This window comes from Haemophilus sp. THUN1690 (assembly GCF_059704375.1).
On record NZ_AP046582.1, the window covers coordinates 35,462 to 54,734 of the forward strand.

17 protein-coding genes are annotated in these 19,273 nt (G+C 38.9%); 4 read left to right on the forward strand and 13 right to left on the reverse strand.

What is annotated here, in order from left to right; translation table 11 throughout:
* Nucleotides 1-191: 191 nt before the first annotated feature.
* From nrfD to nrfA, 4 genes are all read right to left on the reverse strand, one after another.
* Nucleotides 192-1,157, reverse strand: coding sequence for a cytochrome c nitrite reductase subunit NrfD (nrfD, locus tag AC6H22_RS00195; protein ID WP_046952613.1), 966 nt, complete (start codon nucleotides 1,155-1,157; stop codon nucleotides 192-194).
* Nucleotides 1,154-1,831, reverse strand: coding sequence for a cytochrome c nitrite reductase Fe-S protein (gene nrfC / locus AC6H22_RS00200; protein ID WP_046952614.1), 678 nt, complete (start codon nucleotides 1,829-1,831; stop codon nucleotides 1,154-1,156). Before nrfC ends, nrfD begins: the two co-directional genes overlap by 4 nt.
* On the reverse strand, nucleotides 1,828-2,478 hold the full coding sequence (gene nrfB / locus AC6H22_RS00205) for a cytochrome c nitrite reductase pentaheme subunit (RefSeq protein ID WP_046952615.1): 651 nt from the start codon (nucleotides 2,476-2,478) through the stop codon (nucleotides 1,828-1,830). Before nrfB ends, nrfC begins: the two co-directional genes overlap by 4 nt.
* A 76-nt stretch (nucleotides 2,479-2,554) precedes the next feature.
* Nucleotides 2,555-4,081: an ammonia-forming nitrite reductase cytochrome c552 subunit gene (gene nrfA, locus AC6H22_RS00210; RefSeq protein ID WP_046952616.1), complete on the reverse strand. Its 1,527-nt coding sequence runs from the start codon at nucleotides 4,079-4,081 to the stop codon at nucleotides 2,555-2,557.
* Nucleotides 4,082-4,459: 378 nt separating this feature from the next.
* Here nrfA and AC6H22_RS00215 point away from each other — a divergent pair, with 378 nt between their 5' ends.
* Nucleotides 4,460-4,624: a helix-turn-helix domain-containing protein gene (locus tag AC6H22_RS00215; RefSeq protein WP_080948071.1), complete on the forward strand. Its 165-nt coding sequence runs from the start codon at nucleotides 4,460-4,462 to the stop codon at nucleotides 4,622-4,624.
* 151 nt (nucleotides 4,625-4,775) lie between these two features.
* Here the strand turns inward: AC6H22_RS00215 and AC6H22_RS00220 are convergent, their stop codons facing one another.
* The 5 genes from AC6H22_RS00220 to AC6H22_RS00240 form a co-directional block, all read right to left on the reverse strand.
* A complete protein-coding gene (locus AC6H22_RS00220; RefSeq protein ID WP_046952617.1) occupies nucleotides 4,776-5,234 on the reverse strand; it encodes a hypothetical protein in 459 nt (152 codons plus the stop codon).
* Between the two features lie 6 nt (nucleotides 5,235-5,240).
* Nucleotides 5,241-6,032, reverse strand: coding sequence for a toll/interleukin-1 receptor domain-containing protein (locus AC6H22_RS00225; RefSeq protein ID WP_052748868.1), 792 nt, complete (start codon nucleotides 6,030-6,032; stop codon nucleotides 5,241-5,243).
* Between the two features lie 162 nt (nucleotides 6,033-6,194).
* Nucleotides 6,195-10,103 (reverse strand): ATP-dependent RNA helicase HrpA, encoded by a 3,909-nt coding sequence (gene hrpA, locus AC6H22_RS00230; protein WP_497515144.1) that lies wholly within the window; start codon nucleotides 10,101-10,103, stop codon nucleotides 6,195-6,197.
* Nucleotides 10,100-10,474 carry a DUF423 domain-containing protein gene (locus tag AC6H22_RS00235; protein ID WP_114891115.1) on the reverse strand — a complete coding sequence of 125 codons (375 nt, stop codon included), beginning with the start codon at nucleotides 10,472-10,474 and terminating at the stop codon, nucleotides 10,100-10,102. The genes hrpA and AC6H22_RS00235 overlap by 4 nt, the downstream gene beginning before the upstream one ends.
* On the reverse strand, nucleotides 10,475-10,927 hold the full coding sequence (locus AC6H22_RS00240; protein WP_223893781.1) for a DUF441 domain-containing protein: 453 nt from the start codon (nucleotides 10,925-10,927) through the stop codon (nucleotides 10,475-10,477).
* Nucleotides 10,928-11,179: 252 nt separating this feature from the next.
* Between AC6H22_RS00240 and AC6H22_RS00245 the strand changes: the two genes are divergently transcribed.
* From AC6H22_RS00245 to AC6H22_RS00255, 3 genes are all read left to right on the forward strand, one after another.
* A complete protein-coding gene (locus AC6H22_RS00245; RefSeq protein WP_497515146.1) occupies nucleotides 11,180-12,379 on the forward strand; it encodes a hypothetical protein in 1,200 nt (399 codons plus the stop codon).
* An 89-nt stretch (nucleotides 12,380-12,468) separates the two neighbouring features.
* Entirely contained in the window at nucleotides 12,469-13,938 is a 1,470-nt protein-coding gene (locus AC6H22_RS00250) for a surface lipoprotein assembly modifier (protein WP_497515147.1), read from the forward strand.
* A gap of 125 nt (nucleotides 13,939-14,063) precedes the next feature.
* Nucleotides 14,064-15,914, forward strand: coding sequence for a monovalent cation:proton antiporter-2 (CPA2) family protein (locus AC6H22_RS00255; RefSeq protein ID WP_497515148.1), 1,851 nt, complete (start codon nucleotides 14,064-14,066; stop codon nucleotides 15,912-15,914).
* 70 nt (nucleotides 15,915-15,984) lie between these two features.
* Here the strand turns inward: AC6H22_RS00255 and fis are convergent, their stop codons facing one another.
* From fis to AC6H22_RS00275, 4 genes are all read right to left on the reverse strand, one after another.
* Nucleotides 15,985-16,284 (reverse strand): DNA-binding transcriptional regulator Fis, encoded by a 300-nt coding sequence (gene fis / locus AC6H22_RS00260; RefSeq protein ID WP_005646807.1) that lies wholly within the window; start codon nucleotides 16,282-16,284, stop codon nucleotides 15,985-15,987.
* The gene (dusB, locus tag AC6H22_RS00265; protein ID WP_118817316.1) at nucleotides 16,278-17,258 is read right to left on the reverse strand and encodes a tRNA dihydrouridine synthase DusB; all 981 of its coding nucleotides are present in this window, start codon (nucleotides 17,256-17,258) and stop codon (nucleotides 16,278-16,280) included. Before dusB ends, fis begins: the two co-directional genes overlap by 7 nt.
* A gap of 146 nt (nucleotides 17,259-17,404) precedes the next feature.
* Nucleotides 17,405-18,292, reverse strand: coding sequence for a 50S ribosomal protein L11 methyltransferase (prmA, locus tag AC6H22_RS00270; protein WP_118817315.1), 888 nt, complete (start codon nucleotides 18,290-18,292; stop codon nucleotides 17,405-17,407).
* A 34-nt stretch (nucleotides 18,293-18,326) separates the two neighbouring features.
* Complete coding sequence (locus AC6H22_RS00275; RefSeq protein ID WP_118817314.1) at nucleotides 18,327-19,199, reverse strand: DMT family transporter; 873 nt, start codon at nucleotides 19,197-19,199, stop codon at nucleotides 18,327-18,329.
* Nucleotides 19,200-19,273: the final 74 nt, after the last annotated feature.

Here is a 19,273-nt window from a genome sequence, read left to right on the forward strand (position 1 = left end):
TTAAATATAAGTAATGTTTTGTATAAGTAGCATATTCTACATAACTAAAAAATTATTTATTCCTTGGCAGGTATATATTCAAATTAAAAGGACTAAATTATGTGAATTACATAATTTAGTCCCTGAGTTAAATTATGGTAGTTTTTAAGTTAGAGAATCTATTAATAACCTACTTACAACCTCACCTTGATTTATGCCACTGTTAATTGTCCCGCATATAAAACAAAGAAACGTAAACAGAATACCCCAATTAAGTCAAAAATTGACACTAAGATAATAAAGTTACGGTTGTATTTTAAACGGTCATTAACAAACATATTGGCGATTAATGGGATCAAGATACCAATAAAGAATACCCCAATCCAGAATATCGCACCCCAGAAACCAGATAATGCATTATGTAAGGCAACTGTTTTTTGGCCGCCGCCAAAATGTAAGCCAACGAAGAAACACACAAGCAAACCAAGCTCTGTCACCATAATTGGTACTTCAAATTTGTGGATGAAGTGTGATTCGTGAGAATCACCTTTTAATTTTCCTGCAATCAAGATAATTAAGAAGGTTGCAGCAATACCAGATGATGTACCAGAAGCTAAGAATAATGCTGGTAATACTGGGTTATTCAACATTGGATAGCTGATCAATGCAGAAAGTAAGAACCCTGTGTATGCTCCAAGCACTGCAGCCAATACGAAAAGAATAACTTCGACTGGACTTGCAATACGTTCTGCAATACCGATGAGTTTCATCACAAATTGCAGTTTTGGCATAAAGCGATTAATTAATGCTTCGATTTCTTTTTTGAAAATCACCACTCCCCAAATCACTAAAAACAACATATAGATTTGGAATAGCATGACACCCATCGACATTACGGAATTAAATTGATAGTTAAACATCAATTTCCAGAATGTCCAAGGTCGAGCCAAGTGGAAAATTAATAGCGTTAAACCAATTAATGTTGGTACAGAGCCTAAAATTACCCCAGATCGAATAATCCAGTTTTGGCTTAGATTTTCTATTTTATTACTGCGTTTATACGCAATTGCTAACTGTACCGCACCAGATGAGATCCCCAATAAGAACAAGTAGATCGCAATGGTAGAATCCCACACTAGATTAGGCGTATGAAATGGAACTGGATAATCTAATGTCATCTTCTAGGCTCCCCATGTTGGAATGGAATGTGGTACAAGTTTGGTTGTGTACCTAACTCCACTTTAGTGCGATAAACCGGTTTTTCTTTCACTTTACGTGAAACTGCACTCATCGGATCATTCATATCCCCAAAGATTAATGCTTTGGTTGGGCACGCTTCCACACAAGCCGGTTGTTTACCATTGGCTAAATTTGTATCTCGGCAGAAGTTACATTTATCTGCGGTACGATGTGCTGGATGAATAAAACGTACACGATATGGGCAAACTGCGATACAGTATTGACAGCCTACGCATAAATCTTTATGTACATCTACAATGCCAGTCTCTTTATCAATAAAAGATGCACCAGTTGGACAAACTGCTACGCAAGGTGCATTTGTACAATGTTGGCAAGATTGACGGAAGAACTCATATTCCTGATTTGGAAATTCACCGTAAGGTTCACTGCGTAGAATCTCTAAGCGAGAAACGCCTTCTGGCACTTGGTTTACATCACGGCATGCATCCATACAGGCTGTACAGCCAATACACGAATTTTCATCGTGTATCATTGCGTAACGTTTAGGTTTATCCGCCTTGTCTTCTTTCGCAAAAGAAGGTAAAGATGTTCCCGTCATAAGGATCACTGCCCCCATGCCGGAAACAAAGTTTCGGCGTGAGCAGGCTGTCATTTTTTATCCTTTTGTTCGGTTAGTTTATCTTGTTCTGCTTTACGTTTTTGTTGTTCACCATGGCAATCTACGCAAAGTTTAACGCGTTGTTTTGGTTGAATACCTTTCATTGCGTCTTCTTTCGGGTGAAGCGTATGGCAACTTGCACAAGGTAATTTCATTGCGTGTACATCATGCGCCCATAGTTTTTCACGAAGTTTGTCAGGTTGGTGACAAGCAAAACAAACTTGGTTTTGTTCTTGAACTGAATACATCGGTTTTTTATTACCGAAAATATCCCCTTCAAAACGCATGACATCTTTAGCACCACGACGGTGATTTTCAGAAACGTTACCATGACAGCTTACACAAGTAATTGCTTTACCGTTATTTGGATTTTTCTTATCTAAGTGTGCGCCATGGAATTTACCAAAGTGGAGTTCGCCGCCAGACTGATCTACAGTTTGGTTTTTATCTACTTTGTCGAATTTATGGCATTTAGCACAATATTGATTAGGATCGCGTTGGTTATCTAATTGCGGTTCATAAGTAAAATGATCCGCAGGTTTTTGTGCATCATCAGCATGAGCCAAAAATGGCGTTGCTACAAATGCCGCACTTAACGCTAACGCTTTTGCAGATTTGTTGATTAAAGAAGTTAAATTCATTTGGGTTACCTCAAATTTGACCTTGAAAATCACCGCACTTTCCAGTTTGCACTTAAAAGTGCGGTGGATTTTTCATTTATTTTTGTGCTGGTGGATCAACTAATAAGCCTTTTTCTTTAGCTTGTTGTTCCCATTGTGGTACCACAGTTTTTAAGAATTCTTCTTTAGCTTTGCGTTCTTTTTCAATATCAATACCCATTACTTTCCACGCTTTATCAGCTGTTGAAATATCTGGGATTTGAACTGGAGTTTTCACACCGTGTTTAGTTAAGATAGCTGCAAGTTTAGTACGAGCATCAGCCGCTTTATCTAAGCCAGATCCTAATACACGAAGCATTACTTCAGGTGCGTGCATATGGCCGCCGTGGCTGGCTGCAGCATAATCCCAACGCCATTGAGCATGACGAATATCCATTAATGCCGCTTCCATTTCTTCTTTAGTTGCACCTGCATCCCAAGCTGCTTTCGCTTCAAAGTGAGCTTTAACAACTTGCTCTTCTAAACGACCCATTACATCTTTCACTTCTTTTTTACGTGAAGTGACGATATCGCGTAATTTTTCTTTGCTTTGATCGTGACAGTTTGCACAAGTGCGGTCAAATGCATCGAATGGATTTTGGATTTGGTGATCAGTATAAACTTTACCGTCTTTACCTTGTACTTTTGGCATGTGACAGTCTACACAAGTTACACCGTTTTTACCGTGCATACCTAAAGACCAAATTTCAAAATCAGGATGTTGCGCTTTTAACATTGGCGCTTTAGAAAGACTATGAGTCCAGTCGCTGAAGCCGATTTCATCGTAATATTTTTCAATATCATCAACGGTTTGACCTTTATCCCAAGGGAAGGTGACTTGTTTGATATCGCCTGCGAAGTAATATTCAACGTGACAGTTTGCACAAACTTCAGCGCGTTTTTCAGTACGAGCAGCAGTATTGAAGCTTAAATTGTTATGTGGGCGACCTTCTGCTTTATCTTTTTCAGCAGTTGCTTTTTCTAAAGCATCAAGCGCGCGTAATACGTGTGGACGAGCAATACGTAATGCTGGTTTGCCTTCTGCAAAATCTTTAGAGGTAGTATCGTGACAGTCAGCACAACCGATTGTGTTCACGATTTCTGGACCGCCTTTTGCCCATTTCGCATTGAAATAATCTTTTTCGCCCCATTCCGCGATTAAACGTGGAACATCAGGACCTTTACATGTCCAACATGCCATTGGTTGTGGACCATCATTTGCTGTTTTTGGCGCACCTGTTCGTAGAATGTTACGAACATCAGTGACTGCATAAAAGTGGCCGCGTGGCGCGTTATATTCTTTTGCAAATGCATAACCGCCCCAAAGAACGATTAAGCGTGGATTTTCTTCATCAGCATAAATAATTTTTTCGCCGTTGCCGTTTGCAGTTGAACGCCAGCTGTTATATTGATTTGGATATTTTTCTGCAAATTTTTCATTTACAGATTCAATTTTCAAATCTGGTTTTACTGGTTCAACAGGTTGTTCTAATGGCTTATAAACCATATCAGCTACCGCTGAGTTAAATAAGCTTAAACTCGCGAAAGACGCTGCCACAATAAGGCTTTTTTTGAATGCGTTCACGATAATCACTCCATTTGTTGTAATAAAAAGGTTAGGTTAAGTAGAAAGTTGAGAATTATTCTTAATATCCACATGAAACGTAGGTATATAGTTTCATTCGCGCGTAAGATACCAAAAGAAAAAAGTTTTTCCACTCGTATAACTAAAAAATGTGAGATTGATCAACTTTATTTCTCAAAATACTTACAAAGAGGTATATGTTATTTGGAATAAATTAAGGCGGTTTATACCGCCTTAATTTTGAGTATTATTATCATTAATATTGACTAATAATATTTGCTATTCTTTTATATTTGATATTTTGTTCTTAGCTGTTGAGCAAATAAACTGACTCGTAATTTTTCTGTCACGTATTAAATTTATTCGTTAAATCATTAAATTACGCCAAGAGTAGCAAATCACCCAAAAAGGTTTAGCAGAAAAAACGGCATCGACCAAAGTGCTATTAACCGTATTGAGTCAGGTAACCACAACCCGTCACTTGCCTTTTTACAACGTATTGCAGAAGGATTAGGAAAGAAGATTTATGTGGAGTTTCGATAAGAAAAAGTGCGGTAGATTTTGAACGTGTTTTTGAGGTTAAAAAACGTTTGAACAAATGACCGCACTTTTTAAAAACAGAACGACGGTTCAAGCGTCCTCGCTTGGACCAAATAAGCACAAGCGTGGACGCTTGCGCTATCTTGGAGAAATTCTAATTAGTTTTAATACAAAGATAAAAATTATCAAGAAAAAATATATTTATATGCTCAAAAATAGGATTTAAATAAATAATAAAAATAATTGCAATTAACAATATACTTCCATAAAAGTAGCAAAGTGTTTTACTAAATAATGTTTTACAAAATGAGTCTATATTAGAATAATAACCACTAACTTCCATCGAAAATTTAAAATTTGAATCATCTTTTAAAATTATATCTTTATATAATTCTCTAAACAATCTCTCTTGATATAGAAAGAATGTGTCTAACCACCAAAATAAAAATATAGGCACTAAGGATATAAATGCAATCTTATAATTTTCAATAGACACCGCAAACAGCCCTGATACTAATGTAACTGCCCAACCTTTAATTATGAAAGAATTATTTCCCATACGATTAATTACCCCTTGAATCATTTCCAAATGAGCTATTTTATATTCATTCATGATATTTTAACCTTTAATCATATTATATAATTTATCTAAATTTCTAGACTTATACGATTCAACTCCTATACTTTTCCATTCAATCAAATTATCAAATGTTAAAGGAATAAAACCAAAATCATCGACTGGGTATTTTATTTTTAAACTCTCCATTGAAAAATCTAAATTTCTAGCTTCAGTTATTTCCTGAATACGTTTTGGTTCATTTTCTCTAAGTTTATCTACTAAAGATAATTCGGAATATATCCATGGGGATTCTGTTTCCCCACTAGAATTAAAGTATTCTAAAGGCTTAAATGAATTCTGTGTTTTTATAAAAAGAAACATTTCACATCGATCAATCATATGCATCAATGCTGTGGATAACATCATATGCACATGACTAGTTGAACGATTTCTCTTTTTATAATCATACGCACTATGGTCTTCATTTTGGCAATAATTATCATCAATTACTTTTAATAAAGTATCTGAATATCCCCAAACTACAGAATCGATGAATGTAGTAAGTCCAAAATTTTTCTTTAGCCACCCCGCTAATCCAAGCACGAGTTCTTCATCTTTATGAGAATGAGATACAAATATATCCGCATCTATAGATGGGAACCAGCTATTTATAATCTCCTCAGCCTGCAAGGAACCATCAGGATTAGCAAATTTATTTAAATCACATTCCACTAATTTTTGACGACTCTCAAAGTCTGAACGTCCAATACAAACTAAATCTATCCAATCTCTATCATAAGAAGATTTAATTTTTCTTAATACATCTAAATTTAAATTAAATTTTTTATACATTACTCACCCTTTTTAGTATGATATCCTTAGACTTTTTTTAGTCTAGCAAAGCTCTAAGCCCCCTGTCTATATTCTAAATATCAAATTAAAATTTATACAATTTCAGGAATAAATAAATGACTTTTAGAAACTATTTTATTGTATTTCTACGAAGATCTTCTATCACTTTACAATCAAATTCAAAACCCGCTTATCAGATACCTGATATTTCGTTCCCAACTGCTGCGCAAATAAGCTCACGCGTAGTTCCTCAATCATATAACGAATCTCCGCCACTTCATCAGAGATCGGTTTAGATTTCGGCAGTTTAGCGAGCAATTGTTGGTAAGCTTGTTGTACTTGTTCTACGCGTAGCATAGCCGCACGATCACGATTCACATCTTGAGCCAGTTTATCGATACGTTTATCAACGGCTTGCAGATAGCGGAATAAATCCGGTAGGCGATCATAACCGCTCTTTTGCACAAAACCTGGATAAATCAGCCCGCTTAGTTGTGCCTTAATATCAGAAAAGGCAAAGGCCATGGTGAAATCCATTTTGCCTTTTAAACGTTGGTTTAAGGCATGGTTAAGGGATAGGATTTGTTCCACTTTCTGCGCAATATCCACGGTCACTTCGTTAAGGTTTTCTCGCACGAAATCTCGTAATTTTTCAAAGCCTGCTTCATCCCATACAAACCCGCCAAAATCAGCAATCAGTTTATCCACCGCACAAGCAATACAGTCGTCAATCAAATCCAATACACGACCGAACGGGGTAAAATACAGCCCCAATTTGGCTTTATTCGGCAATTTTTCATGCAGATATTTAATCGGTGACGGCACATTGAGCAACAACAAGCGGCGCAAACCTTGTTGCATCGCCACCGCTTGCTCAAATTCTGTTTCAAATAGTTTAATACCTACGGCATCTTTTTCATCTACAATGGCTGGGAACGCTTTGACGCTGAAACCACGTTGTTTTTGTTCGTAACATTGTGGTAAATCTGCAAAACTCCAAATATGCAGTCCGCTTTGTTCAATACCATCATCTGCCACAGCAGAAATACTTTCCTGCACACGATCTTTTAAATTGAATTTCAGCTCATCCAAATTCATGGATTCGGCAATTTTTTTGCCGTTTTCATCCACCACACGGAACGTCATTTTCAAATGGCTTGGGATTTGTTTCCAATTCCAATGTTCCGCTTCTACGGTGACGCCCGTCATACGACGCAATTCATAAATCAGCGTATCTAATAACGGTTTTTCCAACGGCACGGCTCGACTTAAAAAAGCTTGAGCATAATTAGGTGCAGGCACGAAGTTACGGCGATAAGATTTCGGCAGCGATTTAATCAACGCAATCACCAATTCTTCACGCAAGCCTGGAATTTGCCAGTCAAAGCCGGTCATTTCCACTTGGTTGAGCAATGGCAACGAAATATGCACGGTCACGCCGTCCGCATCGGTACCCGGTTCAAATTGATAAGTTAATTTGAGTTTTAAATTGCCTTGATGCCAGAAATTCGGGAAATCGAGCTTGCTCACTTGTTCCGCATCATCATTAATCAAGAATGAACGTTCAAAATTAAGCAATTCTGGATCTTTTTGCTGCGCCTTTTTCCACCAGGTATCAAAATGTTTTTGGGAAACCACTTCCGTGCCAATACGCTGATCGTAAAATTCAAAAAGCGTGCGATCATCCACCAAAATATCACGGCGGCGACTTTTGTGTTCCAACTCTTCCACTTCTCGAACGAGTCGTTGATTTTCTTTGAAGAATTTATGTTTGGTATTCCAATCCCCTTCTACTAAGGCAGATTGAATAAAGATCTCACGGCTTACCGTTGGATCAATAGTACCGTAATTCACTGGTCGCGCTGCTACAATCGGCACTCCGTAAAGCGTGACTTTCTCATCGGCAATCACCGCCCCACGAGATTTAGACCAACGCGGTTCAGAATAGGATTTTTTAATTAGATGCTCGGCTAGTGGCTCAATCCATTCTGGCTCGATTTCCGCTACCATACGCCCCCAAAGTTTGGAGGTTTCCACTAACTCTGCCGCCATCACCCATTTCGGTTGTTTTTTGAAAAGTACAGAATTGGGGAAAATTGCAAAATGGGCATTACGTGCGCCAAGATATTGTTGTTTCTCCGCTTCTTTTAAACCGATATGAGAAAGCAAGCCACTTAAAAGTGCGGTATGAATTTGCTGATATTCTGCTTTTTCGGAATTAATCGGCAAGCCCATTTCACGGACGGTTAAACGAATTTGATGATAAATATCTTGCCATTCACGAATACGTAAATAATTTAAGAAATCCTTTTGGCATTGACGACGGAATTGGTTTTTACTCAATTCTTTTTGTTGTTCTTGTAGATAATGCCAAAGATTGAGGAAAGCCAAGAAATCTGATTTTTTATCGGCAAAACGACGATGTTTTTCATCGGAAGCTTGCTGTTTTTCTTGTGGGCGTTCACGCGGATCTTGAATAGACAATGCAGCGACAATAATCATCACTTCATGCAACGCACCTTGTGAGACAGCACTCAACAACATTATCGCCAAGCGTGGATCCACTGGGAGTTGAGCTAATTGACGACCTGCAGCCGTTAATTGACGCTTCTCGCCCGCTTTGGTGCGAACGATTTCAAACGCGCCCAATTCTTCCAACAGTTTTATCCCATCTTGAATATGGCGTTTATCCGGTGCATCAACAAATGGGAACGCTTCAATATCATCCAAACCCAATGCTGTCATTTGCAAAATAACGGAGGCTAAATTGGTGCGTAAAATTTCAGGATCGGTAAACTCTGGACGAGAATTAAAATCCTCTTCCGAATATAAACGAATACAAATCCCTTCACTCACACGACCACAACGACCTTTACGCTGATTAGCAGATGCCTGTGAAATAGGTTCAATCGGTAAACGTTGTACTTTGGTGCGATAGCTATAACGGGAAATTCGCGCAGTACCTGGGTCAATCACATATTTAATGCCTGGCACAGTCAATGAAGTTTCTGCGACGTTGGTCGCCAACACGATGCGATTTAATCCGCTCGGATGGAAAATTTTATTTTGTTCTTGCGCAGACAAGCGTGCAAAGAGCGGTAGAATTTCCGTGTGTTTTAGATTTTGTTTTTGTAAAGCTTCAGCCGTATCGCGAATTTCACGCTCACCGTTCAGAAAGATCAAGATATCGCCCCGACCTTCTGCTTGCAGTTCATCCACTGCATTAAGAATGCCTTGTAGCTGATCTTGATCTTCTTCTTCCACTACGGGACGATAGCGTACTTCAACGGGATAGGTTCTGCCCGAGACTTCGATAATCGGGGCATTGTTGAAATGTTTAGAAAAGCGTTCCACATCAATGGTTGCAGAAGTGATGATGAGTTTTAAATCACGACGACGTGGTAAAAGCTGTTTCAGATAACCGAGAATAAAATCGTTGTTTAGGCTGCGTTCGTGGGCTTCATCGATAATCAAACAAGAATATTGGTTGAGGAAACGATCGTTTTGAATTTCTGCTAGCAGGATCCCATCGGTCATCAACTTGATTTGCGTATCATCACTGATTTGATCGTTAAAACGAACCTTATAACCAACTAAACCGCCAAGTTCCGTTTTCAACTCCTCAGCAATACGCGCTGCAACCGAACGAGCAGCAATACGACGAGGCTGAGTATGACCAATCATACCCAGATCGCCGAAACCTAATTCCAAACACATTTTTGGCAATTGAGTTGTTTTTCCCGATCCCGTTTCACCAGCCACCACGATGACCTGATGCTCAGAAAGCAGTTTTTGAATTTCTGCTTTGCGTTGGCTAACGGGCAAGCTTTCTGGAAAAACAATCGGTTTTTTAACCGCACTTTTCCGTTGTTCTACACGTAATCTTGTTTGTTCAATTTGCTGTTGGATTTCATCTGCAACGGCTTGTTGAGCCTCTTGGCTTTTAATTTTTCCAATACCATGAATGCGGGCGGATAAGCGACGTTGATCTACCAACATGATGTCATGTAATTGAGAAAAAAGAGATTGTTGTAAAGGAGTTAATGCGTGTTTTGCCGATCTGTTTTTCATAGCGATTTATTTTTGAAACTTCCGTAAGCTAAGCTAATCCATCCGATTAAAAATAAAGTTCCGCCAATAGGCGTAATCCACACTATTGCATTGCTTGCTCCGAAAGCGAGTGCGTATAAACTTCCGCTAAATAATAAGGTTCCAATTAACCAAGAAGACATGGATAATCGGGCGAATTTGTTGTCACTTAAAGCAGATAATGCAACGGCAAGTACTGCAATGGTATGGAACATTTGATATTTTAAACCCGTATCAATCCATGATAATGCTTTGGCTTCTAATATATGGCTTAAGCCATGAGCTGCAAATGCGCCTAGTGCGACACAGAAGAAACCGCTTAAAGCAGCAAGAGTAAGGTATTTGTTTTTCATTTAAATTTTCCCTAAAAGTAAAGCTAATATACCTGCAGCAATAAGTGGGCCGACAGGGATTCCACCTAAAAATGCTACACCAATAATTGTGCCGATAAGCAAGCCAGTGACTAAAATCGGTTGTTCGCCCATTAAAGGAACACCTTTGCCGGCAAGCCATGCCACAAGCACACCAACAGAAATGGAAAGTGCCATTTTCCAACGAAGAAAATCTGATAAATCAGGCAACTGAATTTTTCCTGAAACTAAGGGGCTTAAAACCCCAATGGTTAAAATAATGATACCAATTTTAACGCCATATTTTTCGAGCAAAGGAATGTGTGAAGATAAAAAAGTTTGCTGCATGATAAGTAATACAGCAGCAGAAATGGTAATTGCGCTGTTGTGACTGAGTAACCCGAGAATAATTAAAATCACCAATAACAAGGCGATTATATTGAATTGTAACGACATACTTAAAAAGTGCGGTGAAAAAAATTTTAAGCAGCATTCTATCATGAAAATACATGGAATGACTGTACACGCCGTTTATTTAGAAAATTGTATTTAGAATCAACAAATGTTAATAGTTTTCATTTATTTTTTTGTTTTTTTTATTTATCATACTGGGCGTTTTTATTGGAATTCATTGTTAATGAGGCATCATGTAGTCAGTATGATTTCAATGAAAGCGTTAGTCTATATCTTTATATTAAAGGAAAAGTTATGAAACCAACGTTAAAAACAACCGCATTAGCGATGTGTATTGCACTAAGTTTGACTGCTTGTAAATCTACTTCAAATTCTGGAGATGCTCGTCCAACACCAGTTCAACCAGAAGCAGCTAAAGCAGAAGCAGCTAAAGCAGAAGCAGCTAAAGCAGAAGAAGCAGCTAAAGCAGAAGCAGCTAAAGCAGAAGCAGCTAAAGCAGAAGCAGCTAAAGCAGAAGAAGCAGCTAAAGCAGAAGCAGCTAAAGCAGAAGCAGCTAAAGCAGAAGCAGCTAAAGCAGAAGAAGCGGCTAAAGCAGAAGCAGCTAAAGCAGAAGCAGCTAAAGCAGAAGCAGCTAAAGCAGAAGCAGCTAAAGCAGAAGAAGCAGCTAAAGCAGAAGAAGCAGCTAAAGCAGAAGAAGCAGCTAAAGCAGAAGCAGCTAAAGCAGAAGCAGCTAAAGCAGAAGAAGCAGCTAAAGCAGAAGCAGCTAAAGCAGAAGCAGCTAAAGCAGAAGCAGCTAAAGCAGAAGAAGCGGCTAAAGCAGAAGCAGCTAAAGCAGAAGCAGCTAAAGCAGAAGCAGCTAAAGCAGAAGAAGCAGCTAAAGCAGAAGCAGCTAAAGCAGAAGCAGCTAAAGCAGAAGCAGCTAAAGCAGAAGCAGCTAAAGCAGAAGCAGCTAAAGCAGAAGAAGCAGCTAAAGCAGAAGCAGCAGCTAAACCAGCAGCATCTTCATACGATGATCTTAAAACGCTGTTTTCTCAACCTGTAGTAGCTGGTAAATCTAGCGATTTAGTTAATGCAACTTATAACGGTAAAGTATTTGCAAAAGTTAAGCTTAGTAACTCTGACGAGGAACGCTACGCACGAACGACGACAGGTGAAGACGGTGATGTTACACTTAATGTTCAAAAAAATTCTTCTGATAAATTTAAAATGTCGGGAACTATCGATAGTACAACCGTAGGTAGAGTTACGTTGGGAGAAAAAGAGATTACAGAAAATAAAGTGAATAATGGTCATGTAGATTTTGGGGATGAGGCTACAGGTAGTTATTCTGCTACTATTTCAAAAGATGGTAGCGACATAGTTGGACGTGTGAACTATATTTTTGATCCAGATTCTGGTATGTATCCAACCGTTGCAGGCAAAGATGGTGCAATAAAATATCTTTTTGGCTATGAAGCCTTTTTTGATGCAACCAAACAACCTCAACCTAAATAATCGTTATAAAACAATATTTGGCGGATTTTTGTCCGCCATTTTTCAACTTATTGTTTGTTTATAAATATTTACTTAAAGTTACTCATTTTATGAAAAGTATTGCTCTCTTTTTTACTGCACTTTTCCCCGCTCTTGCTTTAGCAGAAACAACGGCACTAGATATTCGTCAAACACCAATTAAAACCGAACTTGAACCACAAATTAATGTCGCCAAACTTGAAAAACGCGAACAAAATTTACCGCCCTTAGGCACAGAGCAAGTCGAACAAATTCAAATTACCCTTGAGCAACTTAAACAAAACCCCGCTTTAACCCACGAATTATTAAGCCGTGCCATTTACGCACGCAATCCAGAAATGATAAAAAAATTGCTGGAAATTTACCGCACTTTTCCAAATCGTGACCCGATTATGGAACGCTTTGCGGAAGGAAAATTGGCTGCGATAACGGAAAACTATACTGTAGCTATTGATAAATATCGCGAAATTTTAGCCAAAAATCCAAATTTAAACCCTGTACGAATTGAACTGGCTATCGCTTTATTCAATCAAAAACAAGACGGTGCTGCTAAAGACCAATTTGAAAAAGCACAAACCGCAGAGGATTTACCGCCTCAAGTTAAGCGTTTAATTGATGCTTATTTAGAGGCTTTAAAAGAACGTGATAGCTGGAATGTGGACTTTTCTTTTAATTATGTACGTGATACCAATGTCAACAATGTCGGCGAGGGTAAAACGGTCGCATTAAATAATGGTGGCACCTTAACACGTTCCGAATCGATGATGCCACAAACAGCACACGGTTTGGCGTATTCACTCGATATTTCGAGAGATTTCAATTTATGGAGCTCTAATTACCTCACGGTGGGCAATGAGTTTGGGGGAAAGAGCTACTGGGATAATCATAAATTTGATGATATTTCCAACCGCACTTTTGTTGGCTATGCACATAAAACCGCAAAGCAAAATTTCCGTATTAAACCCTTTTATGAAAAACGTTGGTATGGCGGCGAAAGTTACCGTTGGTCTAATGGGGCAAGGGTGGAATTTTCTCGCTGGTTAAGTCCAAACTGGCAACTTTTTACGGCGGGAGAATTTTCAAAACAACGTTATTTAGACAGTACATCACAAAACGGTAATAACAAATTGATTTCCGCAACCTTACTGTGGGCAAGAACACCGAAACAGTTTTTCTACCTCGGTTCTGATTTTATGGCAGAAAGAACGAAGGTTCGTCAATATGGTTCAGACAGTAAAAGCTTACGTTTAGGTTGGGGACAAGAATGGAATTGGGGCATTTCCTCACGTCTCGGCTTATCCATAATGAAACGTGAATTTAAAGATATTGCCAAACTTGGTAATCTCAATTTGTTTTCTTTTGGAAAACGTCGAGAAGATAAAATTTACGGCATAAATTTATCCCTATGGAAACGAGACTGGCATATTTGGGGAATTACACCAAAACTCCAATTAAGCTGGCGTAAACAAGATAGCAATATCCCAGAAATGTATTCTTATACACAGAAGAATGTGAATATGTTGTTTGAAAAGACATTCTGAGTTAATTAATTGAACTTAGGTTTATCCATTTCTAAAGTGAGCATAATATGAGATATGCTCACTTTTTTATTTAAAGGAAACTAGTTAGAATACAATTATATTCCATTTCATCATTGGAGCTATTAATGTCCCATCTTGCCGATTCAGATCTGATTAAAACCGTAATTTTGCTTGCGTCGAGCGTGACTATTGTACCGTTATTTAAACGCCTAGGGCTTGGTAGTGTGCTAGGGTATTTAGTGGCGGGCTGTATGATTGGTCCTTCAGTGTTCGGTGTTATTCAAGAACCGGCTTCAGTCGTGCATTTGGCTGAATTGGGTGTCGTGATGTTCTTGTTCATTATTGGGCTTGAAATGCACCCTGAACGGCTTTGGTCTATGAAAAAAGCAATTTTTGGTCGGGGCTTGTTGCAAGTTGGGGGTTGTGGTGTATTGCTTACTTTTGCGGGGATTTATTTACTTGATTTACCGAAAGAAGTTGCATTTATAGCCGGCATGGGATTTACACTTTCTTCAACCGCCATTGTGATGCAAACTCTAGAAGAGCGTTGCATTACCAGCACATCTAAAGGTCAGCGAATTATTTCGACTTTAATTTTTGAAGATATTGCTATTGTGCCATTATTGGCATCAGTGGCGTTTCTTGCGCCTCATTCTGAAGAAAGCACCCATACCGATTGGATGTCAATCGGCATCGCATTAGGGGCGGTAATCGGCTTGATTGTTGCGGGCAAATGGCTAATGAATCCGTTATTCCGATTAATTTCTAAAGCACATATTCGCGAGATGATGACAGCGGCGGCTTTATTAGTTGTACTTGGCGCAGCATTAGCCATGGAAATAGGTGGACTTTCAATGGCAATGGGGGCGTTTGTAGCGGGAGTCATGCTGTCAGAATCTTCGTTCCGCCATCAATTAGAAGCGGATATCGAGCCATTTCGTGGTCTATTGCTTGGCCTGTTTTTTATGGGTGTGGGCATGTCATTGGATTTGAGGTTAGTGTTTAATCACTGGTTATTACTACTCGGAATTGTATTTCTTTATATTATTGGCAAAGGACTTTCTGTGTATGTCGTTGCTCGAATTACTCGCTTAGAACATAGGGAAGCAGTGGGAAGAATGTCACTCTTGGCGCACGGTGGTGAATTTGCTTTCGTACTTTTCTCTGCCGCAACAACAGCAGGCGTAATGAGCAACCATGAAAATGCCACTTTTACTGCGGCGGTAATTATTTCCATGTTGTTTTCTCCATTTATTACACAAATTACGCGTAAATTAGCGCAATGTGGAGAGAGAAAATCAGCGAATCAACCAGATACGAGCGATTTGTCCCCTATTGATGATTTAGAAGATAACGTGCTTGTAATTGGTTTTGGGCGTTTTAGCCAGATCGTATGTCAAACATTATTAATCCGTGGCATCAGCGTTTCAGTGATTGATCGTAATATAGAAAATATCCGTGCTGCGGCAAAATTTGGTTTTAAAGTCTATTATGGTGATGGTATTCGTTTGGATGTACTTTACGCCGCGGGAATTGAAAAAGCTAAATGTGTGGTGATTGGTATTAATGATACAGATCGCATTGAAACGATTGTGAGCCAACTTAAAGGGGCTTATCCAAACTTGCCGATTTTAACCCGCACTTATGATAGAAAAACGACGGTGAGCCTAATTAAGCAAGATGTGGATTTTATTGTACGTGAAACTTTTGAATCCGCCATTGCACTTAGCCAAGCAACATTAATGAAACTTGGTATTGATAAGATTGAGGCTGATGAAGTTATTAAAGAAGTTAGAGCATTAGATCAAGAACGTCTAAACGAGGAAGTTCTACATGGTTTTTCTAATGAAATCTTAAAAAAATATTGGATGCCAAAACCATTCATTAAACCTCATGTCGATGCTCAAGCATTAAATGATGAAACTGCAGGAATATTGATTGAGGAATCTGAAGAAACGTTAAATAATAATTCTTAAAATTCTTTCAATACATTTCAACTAAAAAAGGAAGCGTTAGCTTCCTTTTTAGGGTTAAAATGAGGTCAATTTAGCCCATACCGTATTTTTTTAGTTTTTTACGTAATGTACCGCGGTTGATACCAAGCATATTTGCTGCACGGGTTTGATTACCACGAGTATATTGCATAATCATATCTAACATCGGGTGTTCAACTTCCGCTAATACTAATTCGTAAAGATCATTCACATCTTGACCATCTAATTGCGCTAAATAATTACGCAATGCTTGTTTTACTGAATCGCGTAATGGTTTGTTGGTCACTTGTGATTGCGCATTTAATACTGATACTGTTAAAGCATCAGCAGGACTACGTTGTTGTTCTAACATTTTTCTTTATCCAAAATTAAATTGAAAAAATCTTCTAATACAATGAGTTGCCCTTTTGGATCACTAATTGCATTAAAAGTCTGTTTAAAAACGGAATCAGGTTGAATTCCCTGTAAATACCAAGCCACATGTTTACGCGCAATGCGATAGCCTTTTTGTTCGCCATAGAATTGATGTAATTCTTGAATATGGCGCAAAATTTGACCGCACTTTTCGCTTAAACTTGGCATTTGGCTTATCGAATCATGCTCAATTAGGTTTTCCACAGCTTGAAATAGCCAAGGGTTACCTAGCGCAGCACGACCGATCATAATGGCATCCGCTCCAGTATAATCGAGAACGAATTTTGCTTTCCGAGCAGAATCAATATCACCATTGGCTATAACCGGTATGGCAATCGCTTGTTTAACAGCTTTGATGTTGTCATATTCCGCTTCGCCTTCAAAAAGACAAGCGCGCGTACGACCATGCACCGTTAATGCTTGTATGCCACATTGTTCTGCAATTTTGCCGATTTGAACGCAGTTTCGATTAGATTTATCCCAGCCTGTACGAATTTTTAAGGTCACCGGCACATTGACGGCGGACACTACTTCTCGCAAGATTTTTTCCACCAAATCTGGAAATTGCAACAATGCAGAGCCTGCAAGTTTGCGATTTACTTTTTTGGCGGGGCACCCCATATTAATGTCAATGATTTGAGCACCATATTCCACATTGATAGCAGCGGCTTGCGCCATCTCGAGTGGGTCACTACCTGCAATTTGCACGGCATTGAGACCTACATCTTCGCTATGTGCTAAACGCAATTTGGATTTTTCGGTATGCCAAACTTGAGGATTTGTGGACATCATTTCTGAAAATGTGAGCCCAGCACCATAATATGCACAAAGACGACGGAAAGGCTGGTCGGTAATGCCTGCCATTGGTGCAAGTAAAACACGATTTTTTAATTGGTATGAACCGATTCGCATTTTACGTTACCTTCCTAGCAAGCCTAAATCTAATTAGTGTCGAACTGGTCGACGACCGACAAGGCTGGCTATAATACGCATTTTGCCTTACTTTGCAAAGTAAAATTTGTTTAAAAAATACACTTTTTTTGATTGACAAAAAGAAATTAAAGCGTTTTTTGCTTACCCGTAATTCGACACCATTCTTCTCTGACCGCGACTGGCTCTAACGCAAATGTTTGCGTATAGGCATCGCATACCGATTGCGCTTGAATTTCTAAAATGCCCGATAAACCAAGATCGCCATTCGGTTTAACTAGTTGACTAATGATTGGGTAAAGTTCTTTGAGAGGGCCAGCAAGAATATTTGCCACCACGACATCAGCTTTTAAATCAGAGGGTTTTTCATCAGATAAGAACAGTTGTAGACGATCTGCAACGCCATTTTGCTCGGCATTATTGCGACTGGCTAGAATTGCTTGTGGATCGATATCAATTCCCACCGCACTTTTCGCACCAAGTTTTAATGCGGCAATAGCTAAAATGCCTGAACCACAACCAAAATCGATGACGGTTTTATCTTTTAAATCTAGGCCATCTAGCCATTCTAAACATAGTGCGGTTGTAGGATGAGTACCTGTACCAAACGCTAAACCTGGGTCAAGCATCACATTGACGGCATTTTCATCAGGCACATCACGCCAACTTGGACAAATCCATAAACGCTTACCAAATTGCATTGGGTGGAAGTTATCCATCCACTCGCGCTCCCAGTCTTTATCTTCTATTTGTTCAATTTTGTATGCGGTATTGCTATCTAAGTGTTTCGCTTCTTTTAATAAACGGACGATTTCTGCCATATCTGTTTCTGCATCAAATAACGCAATAACATCGGTGTTGCCCCATAAACGAGTTTCACCAGGCAAAGGCTCAAAAATCGGTGTATCTTGACTATCCATAAAAGTCACAGAAACGGAGCCGATTTCTTCTAAAAAATCACTCATTTGTTCTGCTTTTTCATTGGTACTATTTAGGCGAATTTGAATCCAAGCCATTTGTTTTTTCCTTTATTTCATAAAATGGGGCGTATTATACCGATTTTTTCAAAAGTTTCGGCAGTAAAGTCGAGCCAAGTGTCGCGAGCATGATGATTGTTATACCAAGTGCGGCTGAAAATGACAGTGTTTCGCCAAGTAATGATACGGCAAATAAGATGCCGAATAGCGGCTCAAGTGCGACTAAAATACCGGAGATATTGGCATCTACACTATTAAGGCCTTTATTCCATAACCAATAGGCAAGCCAGCTACAGCCAATGGCAAGATATAATAAACCTGCAATACCAGTAGAATTTAATGATATTTGCCAGTTTTCTGTGAGTAATACCGTAAATGGCAATGTTGTGATGGTTCCAAGTACAATGCTGACGGAGGTATAAGCTTGCGTTGAGACTTTGGCCACAATTCGCTGTGTCCAACGTAACACGGCTGCGAAAATGATCCCTGCACTTAGTACTAATAAACAGCCGAATAAACTGATGTTATCAATGCCTTCATTATTTTTTCCGCCATTGATTAAAATTGCCACGCCAATAAATGCCATTGCGCCGAATAGCCAGTGAAACCATTTTGCTTTGTCTTTAAAGAAGAAATGCCCGACAAATACAACGAGCAGCGGTTCTAGCCCAATCATGGTGACTGCACTGGAGGCGGATGTATATTTTAGCCCGATGAATTGCAATAAAAATACGGCGGTATAGTTAAAGAATGCCAACCACCAAAGCTGTTTACGCATTGGTTTATCAATTTTTTTCCAACGACGTAAAAAGAGTGGCATGACAATAATCATTGCAATAATTAACCGCACTTGCACAACAAGCACAGGATCCATCATCGAATAAGTGAGCTTACCGACGATTAATGAACTGCTCCAAATAAGTAGTGCAAGAATTTGATAGAGCATTGATGTATCCCTGTGAATTGTTTCAATTCTATGTTTTAGCGTAGAAATTGCTGAAAGTGAGAAAATTAAATATC